This is a genomic window from Pseudoduganella chitinolytica, assembly GCF_029028125.1.
In the GTDB taxonomy this organism is placed as follows: Bacteria; Pseudomonadota; Gammaproteobacteria; order Burkholderiales; family Burkholderiaceae_D; genus Rugamonas; species Rugamonas chitinolytica.
In genome coordinates this window covers 4983173-4997313 of record NZ_CP119083.1, presented here as the reverse complement: position 1 = coordinate 4997313, position 14141 = coordinate 4983173, and the positions used below count along the sequence as shown (strand labels likewise).

The 14141-nt window shown below is 64.7% G+C and carries 11 protein-coding genes; 8 read left to right on the top strand and 3 right to left on the bottom strand.

Features of this window, described 5'->3' with window-relative positions:
- Nucleotides 1–3: 3 nt before the first annotated feature.
- Nucleotides 4–3120: a DEAD/DEAH box helicase gene (locus tag PX653_RS22245; RefSeq protein ID WP_277414876.1), complete on the bottom strand. Its 3117-nt coding sequence runs from the start codon at nucleotides 3118–3120 to the stop codon at nucleotides 4–6.
- A 185-nt stretch (nucleotides 3121–3305) separates the two neighbouring features.
- On the opposite strand from PX653_RS22245, the gene PX653_RS22240 reads away from it, so the two are divergent.
- The 3 genes from PX653_RS22240 (at nucleotide 3306) to PX653_RS22230 (ending at nucleotide 6674) form a co-directional block, all read left to right on the top strand.
- Nucleotides 3306–5654 carry a Tex family protein gene (locus tag PX653_RS22240; RefSeq protein ID WP_277414875.1) on the top strand — a complete coding sequence of 783 codons (2349 nt, stop codon included), beginning with the start codon at nucleotides 3306–3308 and terminating at the stop codon, nucleotides 5652–5654.
- A gap of 95 nt (nucleotides 5655–5749) precedes the next feature.
- Nucleotides 5750–6067, top strand: a complete 318-nt coding sequence (gene grxD, locus PX653_RS22235) for a Grx4 family monothiol glutaredoxin (protein ID WP_277414874.1) — start codon at nucleotides 5750–5752, stop codon at nucleotides 6065–6067.
- Nucleotides 6060–6674 (top strand): UbiX family flavin prenyltransferase, encoded by a 615-nt coding sequence (locus tag PX653_RS22230; RefSeq protein WP_277414873.1) that lies wholly within the window; start codon nucleotides 6060–6062, stop codon nucleotides 6672–6674. The genes grxD and PX653_RS22230 overlap by 8 nt, the downstream gene beginning before the upstream one ends.
- Nucleotides 6675–6708: 34 nt before the next feature.
- Here the strand turns inward: PX653_RS22230 and PX653_RS22225 are convergent, their stop codons facing one another.
- On the bottom strand, nucleotides 6709–6921 hold the full coding sequence (locus PX653_RS22225) for a hypothetical protein (RefSeq protein WP_277414872.1): 213 nt from the start codon (nucleotides 6919–6921) through the stop codon (nucleotides 6709–6711).
- 503 nt (nucleotides 6922–7424) lie between these two features.
- Nucleotides 7425–8480, bottom strand: coding sequence for an MBL fold metallo-hydrolase (locus PX653_RS22220; protein WP_277414871.1), 1056 nt, complete (start codon nucleotides 8478–8480; stop codon nucleotides 7425–7427).
- Nucleotides 8481–8565: 85 nt separating this feature from the next.
- Here PX653_RS22220 and PX653_RS22215 point away from each other — a divergent pair, with 85 nt between their 5' ends.
- The 5 genes from PX653_RS22215 (at nucleotide 8566) to PX653_RS22195 (ending at nucleotide 14052) form a co-directional block, all read left to right on the top strand.
- Nucleotides 8566–8967 (top strand): MerR family transcriptional regulator, encoded by a 402-nt coding sequence (locus tag PX653_RS22215; protein ID WP_277414870.1) that lies wholly within the window; start codon nucleotides 8566–8568, stop codon nucleotides 8965–8967.
- Nucleotides 8968–9050: 83 nt separating this feature from the next.
- Entirely contained in the window at nucleotides 9051–10235 is a 1185-nt protein-coding gene (locus PX653_RS22210) for an isovaleryl-CoA dehydrogenase (RefSeq protein WP_277414869.1), read from the top strand.
- A gap of 150 nt (nucleotides 10236–10385) precedes the next feature.
- The gene (aceK, locus tag PX653_RS22205; protein WP_277414868.1) at nucleotides 10386–12188 is read left to right on the top strand and encodes a bifunctional isocitrate dehydrogenase kinase/phosphatase; all 1803 of its coding nucleotides are present in this window, start codon (nucleotides 10386–10388) and stop codon (nucleotides 12186–12188) included.
- Nucleotides 12185–13384 carry an acetyl-CoA C-acetyltransferase gene (locus PX653_RS22200; protein ID WP_277414867.1) on the top strand — a complete coding sequence of 400 codons (1200 nt, stop codon included), beginning with the start codon at nucleotides 12185–12187 and terminating at the stop codon, nucleotides 13382–13384. Before aceK ends, PX653_RS22200 begins: the two co-directional genes overlap by 4 nt.
- Nucleotides 13384–14052: an SDR family oxidoreductase gene (locus PX653_RS22195; protein ID WP_277414866.1), complete on the top strand. Its 669-nt coding sequence runs from the start codon at nucleotides 13384–13386 to the stop codon at nucleotides 14050–14052. Before PX653_RS22200 ends, PX653_RS22195 begins: the two co-directional genes overlap by 1 nt.
- The last annotated feature ends 89 nt before the right edge of the window (nucleotides 14053–14141 follow it).

The following is a 14141-nucleotide window of genomic DNA, read 5'->3' as shown; positions in this document are numbered from 1 at the left end:
ACGTCAGTCCACCAGCGGCGCGAAGATCTGTTGCAGGTCTTCTTGCGTCAGTGCCATCTTCTGCGATTCGCCTTCGGCGAGCACGGACTGCGCCAGGTCGGCCTTCTTCTGCTGCAGCACCTGGATTTTTTCCTCCAGCGTGCCCTTGGCGATCAGCTTGTAGACAAACACGGGCTTGTCCTGGCCGATGCGCCAGGCGCGGTCGGTGGCCTGGTTTTCCGCCGCCGGGTTCCACCACGGGTCGTAATGGATGACGGTATCGGCGGCCGTCAGGTTCAGGCCCACGCCGCCTGCCTTCAAGCTGATCAGGAACACGGGCACGGCGCCCTGCTGGAACGCCGCTACCTGGGCACCGCGGTCGCGCGTTTCGCCCGTCAGGATCGCATACGGGATGTCGCGCGCTTCCAGTTCCTCTTCGATCAACTCCAGCATCGACGTGAACTGCGAGAACACGAGGATCTTGCGGTTTTCCTCCAGCAGGTCTTCCAGCATCTGCATCAGGTCGGTCAGCTTGGCCGAGCCCGCCGCCTGCTGCTTGCGCGGCGACAGCGTTTTCACCAGGCGCGGGTCGCAGCACACCTGGCGCAGCTTCAACAGCGCCTCCAGGATGACGATCTGGCTGCGCGCGACGCCCTTGCGGTCGATTTCCTCGCGCACCTTCTGGTCCATCGCCAGGCGCACCGTTTCGTACAGGTCGCGCTGGCCGCCCGTCAGCTCCACGCGGCGCACCATTTCCGTCTTCGGCGGCAGCTCCTTGGCCACGCTGTCCTTGGTGCGGCGCAGCAGGAACGGCTTGATGCGGCGGTTCAGCAGCATGCGGCGGACCGGATCGTCCTGGCGCTCGATCGGGTGGCGGAACTGCGAATTGAACGATTTCTCGTCGCCCAGCAGGCCCGGCAGCAGGAAGTGGAACTGCGACCACAGCTCGCCGAGGTGGTTTTCCAGCGGCGTGCCGGACAGGCACAGGCGGTGCTTGGCCCGCAGCAGCCCGGCGCTTTGGGCCGCTTTCGAGCGCGTGTTCTTGATGTAGTGCGATTCGTCCAGGATGACGAGGTGGAAGTCGTGCTCGCGCAGCTTTTCCTCGTCGCGCGGCAGCAGCGCGTACGTCGTCAGTACCAGGTCCGCTTCCGGTATCTTGTCGAACAGCTCGGCGCGGTCCTTGCCTTGCAGCAGCAGCACTTTCAGGCTGGGCGCAAAGCGGGCCGCCTCGTCCTGCCAGTTGCCCATCAGGCTGGTGGGGGCGATGACCAGGGTCGGGTGCGTCATGCGGCCCGATTCCTTTTCCACCAGGATGTGCGCCAGCGTCTGTACGGTCTTGCCCAGGCCCATGTCATCGGCCAGGATGCCGGCCAGGCCATATTCGCGCAGGAACTGCATCCACGACAGGCCGTCGGTCTGGTAGTCGCGCAACGTCGCCTGCAAGCCGGCCGGCGTGGCCACCCGCTTGACGGACGAGAACTGGTTCAGGCGACGGCCCATCTCGCGCAGCTCCTCGCCGCCGGTCCAGATGAATTCGCCGCTTTTCGCCAGCTCGTCCAGGCGCGCCGCGTCCAAGGTTGCCATGCGCACGGCATGGCGGATCTTGTCGTTGAAGTACAGCTCGCCCAAGGTCGTCAGGATCGGCTTGATCCGTTGCCATGGCAGCGCGACGCGCTTGCCGTTCGGCAGCGTGGCCAGCATCTGGTCCGTTTCGCCATGCAGCGCCAGCGCTTTCGGGCTGAAGTCGTTCGGCATATTGCGGATCATCTGCACCAGCACCGGCAGCAGGGGAATGCGTTCCTGCTCGACGGTAATGCCCAGTTCAAGCTCGAACCACGCATTGCCCGTCTCCGGGCCCTCTTCCTCCACCTCGGCATACCAGTCGTCCACGCTGGTCATTTCGTAGCGGTATTTCGACGTCTTCTCGACCTGCCAGCCTTCCGCCTGCAACTGCTCGATACCGAACTCGGCAAAGCGGATCCAGTCGGCCTGGTTGGCCAGCAACAGGCCGCCGCGCACACTCGACAGCGGCAGCGCCGTCGGCTTGCGGAAGCCCAGCTCCGTCAGCGTTTCCAGCGCGGCCGCTTCGGCGGCCTCGTCGCGCTGGATGATTTCCGTGACCTCGCCACGCTGGCGCACCACGCGCTGCGATGGATCGAACGACACGCGCTCGCCATCGTAGTCATACGACAGCACCGCGTAATCATGCCAGCGCTGCGCGGCGCCATCGGCCAGCTGGGCGGAATCGAGCACAAGGATCGGACGCGGCTTGACGTCGTCGCGCAGGCGCTGCGGCAACGGTTGCGGCAGCGGCATCAGTTGCTGCAGGCCATGCGCCAGCAGCAGTTGCGACACCCGCATCTTGTCGTTCGGCATCAACAGCGGCGCCTGGGCAACGAGGGCCTGCAGGTCCGCCAGCGGAATTTCCGCGCCGCCCTGGTTCAGGTGCAGCACGCCGCAAGACAGGTTGTCGATGTACCACGGCGGTTCCGTCGGCAGCATGTAGTCGATCTGGTCGGCGCCCGCGTTGCGGCTGCCTTCCGGCGCTTCCACTTTCCAGCCCAGGCGCAAGCCTTTGCCCTCTTCACGCCACGCCAGGTTGGCCGTGCGCTGCGGGCCAGCCTTCATCGGGTAGACGAGGCCATTGCCCACGTCCGCCCATGAATTTGCCCACAATAATTTTTCCTGTTCAGACAGCATCTGCAGCAAGGCGGCGCCGATCTTGCCGCGCGGCTCCGTGGCGCTGCCTGTCTGCGAATTCGGGCCCGTGCGCATCGCCACGAAGAAGCGCACCAGGTCTTCGTCGCCCGGTTCCAGGAACGCGGGCGGGGTGGACAGCAGCGAGAACACCTCGTTGACGGGGCTGGCGGCAGCGACGTCGCCATTCGGCCGCAAGCGTGCCTTGTACAGGCACAGCGCCACGTGGCGCCCGCCCGAAGTGGGCGCCAGCACGTAGATCAGCCGGTAGCTGGTCTGCTTCGGATCGGGGTCGGCTGGCACCAGCTTCGCCTTCGGATGCGCGGCTGCGTCGACGCGCTGCAGCCAGGTGGCCACGGCGTAAGGCAGCTGCGTCGCCGGCGCAGTGGCCGGGGCAGCGGGAGCAGCGGGAACTTCGCGGGTTTCGTCGCGGGTCAAATCCATTTGGCGCATGTCGTATTGAGACGGTTCAAAAACAGCAACACGCAATATTATCCGCCAACAGGGTTTTTGTGTTTGTGAAAGTTCTAACTTAGTGCGGCGTGGCACAGCTCTTTTGCGGTGTCAAGACTGGCGCCGCCACACGGAGCGGGTATCATTCCGCGCTTGTCTGCCTGGAAAGTCATCACATGCTGCCTTCAATCGAACAACGCCTGGCCGCCGAACTGGCCGCCAAACCGGCCCAGGTGGCCGCCGCCGTCGCCCTGCTGGACGAGGGTGCCACCGTGCCGTTCATCGCCCGTTACCGCAAGGAAGCCACCGGCGGCCTGGACGATATCCAGCTGCGCCTGCTGGAAGAGCGCCTGCGCTACCTGCGCGAGCTGGAGGACCGCCGCGCCGCGATCGTGGCGTCGATCACCGAACAGAACAAGATGACGCCGGCCCTGCTGGACGCCGTCATGCACGCGGAAGACAAGACCCGGCTGGAAGATTTGTATCTGCCGTACAAGCAGAAGCGCCGCACCAAGGCGCAGATCGCCATCGAGGCCGGCCTGGCGCCGCTGGCGGACAGCCTGCTGGCCGATCCCACCCTGAACCCGGAAAGCGAAGCGGGCAAGTTCCTGCGCGAAGCCTTTACGACATCGGACGGCAACAATCCTGGCGTGGCGGACACGAAGGCGGCCCTGGACGGCGCCCGCCAGATCCTGATGGAGCGCTTCGCTGAAGACGCCAACCTGCTGCAGTCGCTGCGGGAATACGTGCAGGACCATGGCGTGGTGGAATCGAAAGTGGTCGAAGGCAAACAGGATGAAGGTGAAAAGTTCGCCGATTACTTCGACTATTCCGAGCCGCTGGCGGCCGTGCCGTCGCACCGCGCCCTGGCACTGCTGCGGGGACGGCGCGAAGGCATCCTCGACGTCACGCTGCGCCTGGACACCGAAGCGGAAAAACCAAAGTGGGATGCGCCGCACAACCCGTGCGAAAGCCGCATCGCCGCGCATTTCGGCATCAAGTCCGCCGGCCGCCCCGCCGACAAATGGCTGGCCGACACCGTGCGCTGGACGTGGCGCGTGAAAAGCTTCATGCACCTGGAAAGCGAACTGATGGGCGCGCTGCGCGAAAAGGCGGAGCTGGACGCCATCAGCGTGTTTGCCACCAACCTGAAAGCCCTGCTGCTGGCGGCGCCGGCCGGCCCGCGCGCGACGATGGGCCTGGACCCGGGGCTGCGCACGGGGGTCAAGGTGGCCGTCGTGGATGCCACCGGCAAGGTGGTGGACACCGCCACGGTTTATCCCCACCAGCCCCGCAACGACTGGGAAGGCACGCTGCACACCCTGGGCCTGCTGGCCGCGAAGCACAACGTTTCCTTGATTTCGATCGGCAACGGCACCGCGTCGCGCGAGACGGACAAGCTGGCGCAGGACCTGATCAAGCGCCACCCCGAGCTGAAGCTGACGAAAATCGTCGTGTCGGAAGCGGGCGCGTCGGTGTACTCGGCTTCCGAATTCGCCTCGCGCGAGCTGCCGGACCTGGACGTGTCGATCCGCGGCGCCGTCTCGATCGCCCGCCGCCTGCAGGACCCGCTGGCCGAGCTGGTGAAAATCGACCCGAAATCGATCGGCGTGGGCCAGTACCAGCATGACGTCAGCCAGTCGCAACTGGCGCGCACGCTGGACGCCGTTGTCGAGGACTGCGTCAACGCGGTCGGCGTGGACGTCAACACGGCGTCGGCACCGCTGCTGGCGCGCGTTTCCGGCCTGTCGGCCAGCGTGGCGCAAAGCATCGTCAACTACCGCGACATGAAGGGCGCCTTCACGTCGCGTGCGGCGCTGAAGGCGGTGCCGCGCCTGGGCGACAAGACGTTCGAACAGGCCGCCGGCTTCCTGCGCGTGATGAACGGCGACAACCCGCTGGACGCGTCGGCGGTCCACCCGGAATCGTATCCCGTCGTGGAAAAGATCCTGGCCGACATCAAGAAGGACATCAAGGGCGTCATCGGCGCCTCGGCAGTATTAAAGACGCTCAACCCGGCCAAGTATGCGGATGAAAAATTCGGGGTGCCGACGGTGACGGACATCCTGAAGGAACTGGAAAAGCCGGGCCGCGACCCGCGTCCGGAATTCACGACCGCCACGTTCAAGGAAGGCGTGGAAGAGATCCGCGACCTGCGTCCCGACATGATCCTGGAAGGGGTCGTCACCAACGTGGCCGCGTTCGGCGCATTTGTCGACATCGGCGTGCACCAGGACGGCCTCGTGCACATCTCCGCCCTGTCGACCAGTTTCGTCAAGGACCCGCACACGGTCGTCAAGGCCGGCCAAGTCGTCAAAGTCAAAGTGCTGGAGGTGGACGAGAAACGCAAGCGCATTGCGCTGACAATGCGCCTGTCCGACAGCGCGCCGGCGCCGGGCACGAAGCCGGAACAGAAAGGTGACCGCAACGACCGTCGCGCCATGGGCCAGCAGCAGAAATCGCAGGCACGCGAGCCGACCATGGCCGGTTCGATGGCGGCGGCGTTTGCCAAGCTGAAGGGCTGAGCGACAGGTGCAGGGACGGGCACGCCCGTCCCTGCAGGCCCAGCGCGATTGCCTGTAAAATGCGCGTATCCCAAATTTTTCTTTTCGAGGCAGCTATGAGCGACGTACAAAACTGGATCAAGGAAACCGTGTCGAGCACCCCCGTGGTGCTGTTCATGAAAGGCACCGCCCAGTTCCCGCAATGCGGCTTTTCCGGTCGCGCGATCCAGATCCTGAAGGCCTGCGGCGTCGAGAACATCGCCACCGTCAACGTGCTGGAAGATCCGGAAGTGCGTCAGGGCATCAAGGAATATTCGAACTGGCCGACCATCCCGCAGCTGTATGTCAACGGCGAGTTCGTCGGCGGCTCGGACATCATGAGCGAGATGTACGAATCGGGCGAACTGAAGGCGCTGCTGCAAAACAATGGCTGACCGCCCGCGGCGGATCGTCATCGCCATCACGGGCGCCACCGGCGCCGTGTATGGCGTGCGACTGCTGCAAACGCTGCGGGCGCTGAATGTGCCCGCCGCCGGTGCCGCGCCTGCGGCACCGCGCATCGAAACCCACCTGGTGATCTCGGACGCCGCCGTCCTCACATTGCATGAGGAAACCGGCATGGCCCGGCGCGACGTGGAAGCGCTGGCCGACATCGTCCACAAGCCCCACAACGTGGGCGCCACCATTGCCAGCGGCTCCTACCAGACGGATGCGATGGTCATCGCGCCCTGCTCGATGAAGACGCTGGCGGCGGTCGCGCATGGCCTGTCGGACAACCTGATCGCCCGCGCGGCGGACGTGACGTTGAAGGAACGTCGCCGCCTCGTGCTGATGGTGCGCGAAACGCCCTTCAACCTGGCGCACCTGCGCAATATGACGGCCGTCACGGAAATGGGCGGCATCGTCTTCCCACCCCTGCCCAGCTTCTATCACAAGCCACGGACGATCGACGACATCGTCGACCATACGGTCGCGCGCGTGATCGACTTGCTGGGATTGGAACAGGCTGGGGCGCCGCGCTGGAACGGCTTGAACGGCTGAGGCGCAGGTCCGGCACAGGGGCCGAACCCGGCAATCACTTCTGGTAATTCACCCGCACGAGCATGCGGATGAACTCGCGTGCGATCTGGCGGTGATGCTCGTCCAGCCGTTGCAGGTCGGCGATCAGCTTGACGTCGGCCGATTCGAAGCGCGACAGGCTGCCGCCCGCTTCACCCGCTGGAGCGGCCGCTTCCGGGCCGCCAAAGCGCAGCCACTCGGCCGGCACGCCCAGCCATTGCGCGATCATGCGCAGTTTTTCCTGCGTTGGGATAGCCTCGCCCACCAACCACTTCCGGGCCGCGTGGACGGTAATGGGCCGGCCATCGAAACGGATGTTGAATTCCCGCGCCAGCCGGGTCGGGCTGTCAGGAGAATAGTGAGCATTTTTCAATGCCTGCTGTAGCCGCTGGCTAAAGCTTTCGCGTTCATTCGAAGAATTCATAGTTGCACTATTTCATGTCACAGCATGAATGTCAGTCTCAAGCGTGCTCAGACCGATTGTGACAAATTGTCGCAGTTAAAATTAACATTTTAACCTCCAATCGATCACAGTACCGACCTGCAAGCTAACTTGCAAGCTAAAACAGACCCTTTATGGGTTTGCCTGTTTCATTGGCACAACGGACACATCCATTGTGATTCTAGCAATACGCCGAGCGACACGAAGTCGAGGGTGGCTGCAACCGCCCTTTACTTACAAAAAAGCTACCGAATAATGCACTGCCGAATTGCAACGAAACCGCTACTTTGTCATTGAGCGGTACGAAAACGTATCATGCCGCCTGAGTCGCTTTCACGTCGCACGATACCGTCTCGCCACAGCTTGTGCAGGTGTGCCAGCGCCTCGCCCAGGGCGAAACTGAGCATGTGCGCGTCCAGCGGACGGCGGAACATGATGGGCACGATCTCGGCCGCGGTGCGCGGCTCGCGGCACGCATCGACGACCTCTTCCAGGCGCGCCGCATGGTGGTCGCGCAGCTGGGCAATGCGGGTGTGCAGGCCCCGGAACACGCGGCCGTGAGACGGCAGCACGAGCGCCTCGTCCGGCAGGCCATGAAATTTATTCAGGGAGTCGAGGTACTGCTGCAGCGGATTGCCCTCCGGCTCGACGGCAAACACGGAAACATTCGTCGAGATGCGCGGCAGCACCATGTCGCCCGAGATCAGCACGTCCAGTTCGGCGCAGTAGAGCGAGGCGTGTTCGGGCGAGTGGCCGAATCCCGTGATGACGCGCCAGCCGCGCCCGCCGATGTCGACGACCTGGCCGTCCTGCAGGCGCTGGTAGCCCTGGGGGACGGACGGCACCAGAGTCGGGTAGTAATTCTTGCGGCTGCGCATTTTCTCCAGCATGTCCGGGTCGGTCAGGCCATGCCGCTCGAAATGCGGCAGGGCCGCCGTGCCGTCCACGCCGGGCAGCGCGGCCGCCATCATGCGCGCGAAGCCATACTCGCCCGTCGTCATCGCCAGCGGCACCTGCCAGCGGGTGCACAGCCAGTCCGCCAGGCCGACGTGATCCGGGTGGCAGTGCGTGGCCAGCACGCGCAGCAGGGGCTTGCCGTCGAACTGGCTGGCCATGATGGCTTCCCAGCCCGCGCGCGAGGCCTCCGTCGATGCGCCGGCGTCCACCACCGTGTAGCCGGCCACGCCGTCGATGACGTCGTCCAGCAGCCACAGGTTGATGTGATCCAGTGCAAACGGCAGCGGCAGGCGCAGCCAGCGTATGCCCGGCGCCACCGGCAGCGCGTCGCCCGGGGCGGGCACCTGGTCGCCCAGCGGGTAGTGGAGTTGGGATTCGAGTGGGTTCATCGGCGTTCTTTCCTGGCGCCCGGCGGAGGGGCTACAATGCAGTTTACGTTACGTAAACGGAAACCTCGATCCACCATTGTAAGCCATGCCGACCTACACCATCACCGAACTGGCACGCGAGTTCGACATCACTCCCCGCGCGATCCGCTTTTATGAAGACCAGGGCCTGTTGAGCCCGTCCCGCGAGGGAGCCGGCGGGCGCAACCGCGTCTATACGCCGCGCGACCGTACCCGCCTGAAGCTGACCCTGCGCGGCAAGCGGCTGGGGCTGTCGCTGTCGGAGATCAAGAGCCTGGTCGACATGTACGAGTCGCCCAAGGACACGGAGGCGCAGATGCACCGCTTCCTGACGGTGCTGGCGCAGCACCGCGAAACGCTGGAACAGCAGCGCGAGGACATCGAGATGTCCCTGTCCGAGATCACCGCCCACGAGGAAGAATGCAAGCGCCTGCTGGCCGAACGCCAGGCTGCGACGGCGCCAAAATAAGCCGGCGGGCTTTACGTTTACGTTAACGTCACATCGGCGTATGATTTGCGATCTATAACTATTTTCCAGAAGACGAGGAAGACATGCTCCATCTCCCAGGCCTGACCTTTGACCACGGCGAGGACATCGCCGCCCTGCGCGAAGCCGTCCAGCAGTTCGCGGCCGCGGAAATCGCCCCGCGCGCGGCGGAAATCGACCGCAGCGACCAGTTCCCGATGGACTTGTGGCGCAAGATGGGCGAGCTGGGCGTGCTGGGCATTACCGTCGGCGAAGAGTACGGCGGCGCCAACATGGGCTACCTGGCGCATATCGTCGCAATGGAAGAGATTTCGCGGGCGTCGGCCTCCGTCGGCCTGTCGTACGGGGCGCACTCGAACCTGTGCGTCAACCAGATCAAGCGCAACGGCACGGAAGAGCAGAAGCGCAAGTACCTGCCGAAGCTGATCTCGGGCGAGCACGTGGGAGCGCTGGCGATGTCCGAGCCGAACGCCGGCTCCGATGTCGTCAGCATGAAGCTGCGTGCGGACTTCAAGGGCGACCGCTGGGTGCTGAACGGCACCAAGATGTGGATCACCAACGGCCCGGATGCGGACACGCTGGTCGTCTACGCCAAGAGCGACCTGGAAGCGGGCCCGCGCGGCATGACGGCCTTCCTGATCGAAAAAGGTTTCAAGGGCTTCTCCATCGCGCAGAAGCTGGACAAGATGGGCATGCGCGGCTCGCACACGGGCGAGCTGGTGTTCGAGGACTGCGAGGTGCCGGCCGAGAACGTGCTGGGCGGCGAAGGTAAAGGCGTCAACGTGCTGATGTCCGGCCTGGACTTCGAGCGCACCGTGCTGTCCGGCGGCCCGCTGGGCATCATGCAGGCCTGCATGGACGTCGTCGTGCCGTACGTGCACGACCGCAAGCAGTTCGGCCAGCCGATCGGCGAATTCCAGCTGATGCAGGGCAAGCTGGCGGACATGTACTCGACGATGATGGCGTGCAAGGCCTACGTCTACGCCGTCGGCCAGGCCTGCGACCGCGCCACCTCGCCGGAACAGGTGCGCGCACTGCGCAAGGACGCCGCCGGTGCGATCCTGTACAGCGCCGAAAAGGCCACGTGGATGGCGGGCGAAGCGATCCAGGCGCTGGGCGGCAACGGCTACATCAACGAATACCCGGTCGGCCGCCTGTGGCGCGACGCCAAGCTGTACGAAATCGGCGCGGGCACGAGCGAAATCCGCCGCATGCTGATCGGCCGTGAACTGTTCGCCGAAACCAAGTAAGCTGGGGATTTACAGCCGGGCTTGTGTCCACTGTGGGGTCACACCCCGACATAGACACGAGTTCAGCTGCATTACTGTCGAGCTCGTGTCCTTGTCGGGGTGTGACCCCAAGGTGGACACGGACTCGGCAGTTATCTTCGCGAGATGCCGATGAGCCAGGCCTTTCCCAAACTGCTGTCGTCCCAGATTGCTTTCGACATCGCGCGCACCATCCGCGAGGGGTTCGACAAGCATTACCGGCTGTTCCGCCAGGCCAGCCAGGACGCGCGTCGCTATTTCGAGAAGGGCCAGTGGGCCGTGGCCCAGCAGGCCGCGCGGGAGCGCATCGACTTCTATGACTGCCGCGTGCAGGAATGCGTGCAGCTGCTGGAAGACGAGTACGATCCCGCCGAGCTGCACGACGAGGTCTGGCGCGAGGCCAAGCTGCATTACATCGGCATGCTGTCGGGCCACAAGCAGCCGGAGCTGGCCGAGACGTTCTTCAATTCCGTCTGCTGCAACATCCTGCACCGCAGCTATTTCCATAACGCGTTCATTTTTGTCCGCCCCGTCGTGTCGACGGAATACATCGAGACGGACGAGCTGCTGCCAACCTACCGCGTCTACTATCCCGCGGCCGACGGCATGCATTTCACGCTGACGCGCATCGTCACCAATTTCCAGCTGGACGCGAAGTTCGCCAACCTGTCGCGCGACGCGTCCATGGTGCAGGCGCGCCTGCAGTCGTTCTTCGGCGACGAGCTGGCGCCCAACGCGCAGTTCCACGTGCTGTCGAGCCTGTTCTTCCGCAACAAGGGCGCCTACATCGTCGGCAAGGCCATCAATGGCGACAACGAGCTGCCGTTCGTCATCCCGATCCTGCACAACCGCAATGGCGAGCTGGTCCTTGACACGATCCTCACGGAGCGCGAGCACATCGTCGTGCTGTTTTCCTTTACGCGGGCTTACTTCCAGGTCGACATGGAAGTGCCGTCCGCTTACGTGCAGTTCCTGCGCACGATCCTGCCGCGCAAGCCGCGCAGCGAGATCTATACGATCCTCGGCTTGCAGAAGCAGGGCAAGACGCTGTTCTACCGCGACTACCTGCAGCACCTGAAGCACTCCTCCGACCTGTTCGAATCGGCACCCGGCATCCGCGGCCTCGTCATGCTGGTGTTCACGCTGCCCTCGTTCCCCTACGTCTTCAAGGTCATCAAGGATTTCTATCCGGCCCCGAAGGACACGACGCGCGCGCAGATCAAGGAGAAATACCTGCTGGTCAAGCACCACGACCGCGTGGGCCGGATGGCCGATACGCTCGAGTACTCGAACGTCGCCTTCCCCCGCGCCCGCTTTGCCGAAGAACTGGTGGCGGAGCTGAAGAAGCATGCCCCGTCGCTGGTGGAGGAGGACGGCGACCAGTTGATCATCCGCCACCTCTACATCGAGCGGCGCATGGTGCCACTGAACATGTGGCTGTCCAATGCGGAACAGGCCGGAAACGACGCGGCCATCGAACATGGCATCGTCGAGTATGGCAACGCCATCAAGGACCTGGTCGCCGCCAATATCTTCCCGGGCGACATGCTGTACAAGAATTTCGGCGTCACCCGGCACAAGCGGGTCGTGTTCTACGACTACGACGAGATCGAGTACCTCACCGACTGCGTCTTCCGCACGATTCCCGAGCCGCGCAACGAGGAGGACGAGATGTCGTCCGAACCCTGGTACCCGATCGGCAAGCACGACGTGTTCCCCGAGCAGTTCGGCAAGTTCCTGCTGGGGAACGCCAGGATCCGCAAGGCGTTCATGCAGCACCACGCCGACCTGTTGACCGCCGCATGGTGGCAGGTGCGCCAGCGGCGCATCCTGGACGGCGTCATCGAAGACGTTTTCCCGTACCCCCAATCGGTACGTTTCTGTTATCAATCATCGGCGGCCCCTGCGCTGCCCTCACTGGAGACTAGTAAATGAACGATCCTATCGTAATCGTCGGCGCCGCCCGCACCCCGATGGGCGCCTTCCAGGGCGACTTTTCCAGCCTGTCCGCGAACGACCTGGGCGCCGTCGCCATCAAGGCGGCCGTCGAACGTGCCGGCATCAAGCCGGAACTCGTCGAGCACGTCTATTTCGGCAACTGCCTGATGGCCGGGCAGGGCCAGGCCCCGGCGCGCCAGGCGCTGCTGAAGGCCGGCCTGCCGACGTCCACGGGCGCCGTCACGCTGTCGAAAATGTGCGGCTCGGCCATGCAGGCCGCGATCTTCGCGCATGACCAGCTGGTGGCCGGCAGCGCCGACGTCGTCATCGCCGGCGGCATGGAATCGATGACCAATGCGCCGTACCTGATTCCGAAGGCACGCGGCGGCTACCGCATCGGCCACGGCATGATGTTCGACCACATGATGCTGGACGGCCTGGAAGACGCCTACAGCAAGGACGAGAAAACGGGCGGCGGCCGCTCGATGGGCACGTTCGCCGAGGAATGCGCGACCAAGTACAGCTTTACCCGCGAGGCGCAGGACGCGTACGCGATCGAATCCGTCAAGCGCGCGCAGGCTGCCACGACCGGTGGCAAGTTCGCCTGGGAGATCGTGCCCGTGACCGTGTCCGGCCGCGGTGGCGACACCGTCATCGACAAGGACGAAGGCCCGCAGAAAGCCAAGCTGGACAAGATCCCTTCCTTGCGGCCCGCGTTCAAAAAGGACGGCACGATCACGGCCGCCTCGTCGTCGTCGATCAACGACGGCGCCGCCGCGCTGGTCATGATGCGCGAATCGACCGCCAAGGCACTGGGCGCAACGATCATCGCCAAGGTCGTCGGCCACGCCACCAACGCGCTGGCCCCGAACGAGTTCACGACGGCCCCGGTCGGCGCGATCCAGAAGCTGCTGAAGAAGAACGGCTGGAAGGTGGCGGACATCGACCTGTTCGAGATCAACGAAGCCTTCGCCGCCGTGCCGATGGCGGCGATGCACGAGCTGGACATCCCGCACAGCAAGGTCAACGTCCATGGCGGCGCCTGCGCGCTGGGCCACCCGATCGGCGCATCCGGCGCCCGCATCATCGTCACCTTGCTGGGCGCGCTGAAGGAGCGCGGCGGCAAGCGCGGCGTGGCGTCGCTGTGCATCGGCGGCGGCGAAGCGACGGCGGTCGGCATCGAGCTGGTGTAATGGCGACAGCGCTCGTCATCGGCGCCTCGCGCGGCATCGGCCACGAGCTGGCGCGCCAGTACCTGCAGGCGGGCTGGCGCGTGATCGCCACAGCCCGCAAGCCGGCCGACTGCGACGCGCTCGCCGCTATGGGAGCGCAAGTGCACACGCTGGACGTGACGAACGTCGAAGCGGTGGCCGGGCTGGGCTGGAAGCTGGACGGCGAGCATCTCGATGTCGCCATCCTCAACGCGGGCGTGTACGGCCCACGACACGAGGGCTTTCCCGTCCAGGCCGACTTCGACAACGTGATGCACACCAACGTGCTGGCCGCCATGCGGCTGCTGCCGATCCTGGCGCCGCTGGTGGCAAGCGCCAATGGCCGGCTGGCCGTGCTGTCTTCGAGGATGGGTTCGCTCAGCGAACGCCACAGCGCGATGGGCTCGCTGTACCGCGCCAGCAAGGCGGCGCTGAACTCCGTGCTGATCGACACCGCACTGACGTTCGGCCGCCAGGGCGCCACGTGCGTGGCGTTCCATCCGGGCTGGGTGCAGACGGACATGGGCGGTGCCGCGGCGGACATCACGGTGGAACAAAGCGCGGCCGGCATGATCCACACGCTGGCCAACCTGCCAGCATCCGACCAGGCCGCTTACCTGACCTACGACGGCAAGGCGATCGGCTGGTAACTCAGCCAGCGGCACAGCAGAGCCCGTGTCCCACCGCGGTGACTGACCCCGTGGTGGGACACGAGCTGGACTACGGCTGGACAACATAA

Bases quoted from the DNA above. Each gene is read 5' to 3' on its own strand.
- PX653_RS22245 (WP_277414876.1), bottom strand. From the start codon at position 3,120: ATGGATTTGACCCGCGACGAAACCCGCGAAGTTCCCGCTGCTCCCGCT.
- PX653_RS22240 (WP_277414875.1), top strand. From the start codon at position 3,306: ATGCTGCCTTCAATCGAACAACGCCTGGCCGCCGAACTGGCCGCCAAA.
- grxD (WP_277414874.1), top strand. From the start codon at position 5,750: ATGAGCGACGTACAAAACTGGATCAAGGAAACCGTGTCGAGCACCCCC.
- PX653_RS22230 (WP_277414873.1), top strand. From the start codon at position 6,060: ATGGCTGACCGCCCGCGGCGGATCGTCATCGCCATCACGGGCGCCACC.
- PX653_RS22225 (WP_277414872.1), bottom strand. From the start codon at position 6,921: ATGATCGCGCAATGGCTGGGCGTGCCGGCCGAGTGGCTGCGCTTTGGC.
- PX653_RS22220 (WP_277414871.1), bottom strand. From the start codon at position 8,480: ATGAACCCACTCGAATCCCAACTCCACTACCCGCTGGGCGACCAGGTG.
- PX653_RS22215 (WP_277414870.1), top strand. From the start codon at position 8,566: ATGCCGACCTACACCATCACCGAACTGGCACGCGAGTTCGACATCACT.
- PX653_RS22210 (WP_277414869.1), top strand. From the start codon at position 9,051: ATGCTCCATCTCCCAGGCCTGACCTTTGACCACGGCGAGGACATCGCC.
- aceK (WP_277414868.1), top strand. From the start codon at position 10,386: ATGAGCCAGGCCTTTCCCAAACTGCTGTCGTCCCAGATTGCTTTCGAC.
- PX653_RS22200 (WP_277414867.1), top strand. From the start codon at position 12,185: ATGAACGATCCTATCGTAATCGTCGGCGCCGCCCGCACCCCGATGGGC.
- PX653_RS22195 (WP_277414866.1), top strand. From the start codon at position 13,384: ATGGCGACAGCGCTCGTCATCGGCGCCTCGCGCGGCATCGGCCACGAG.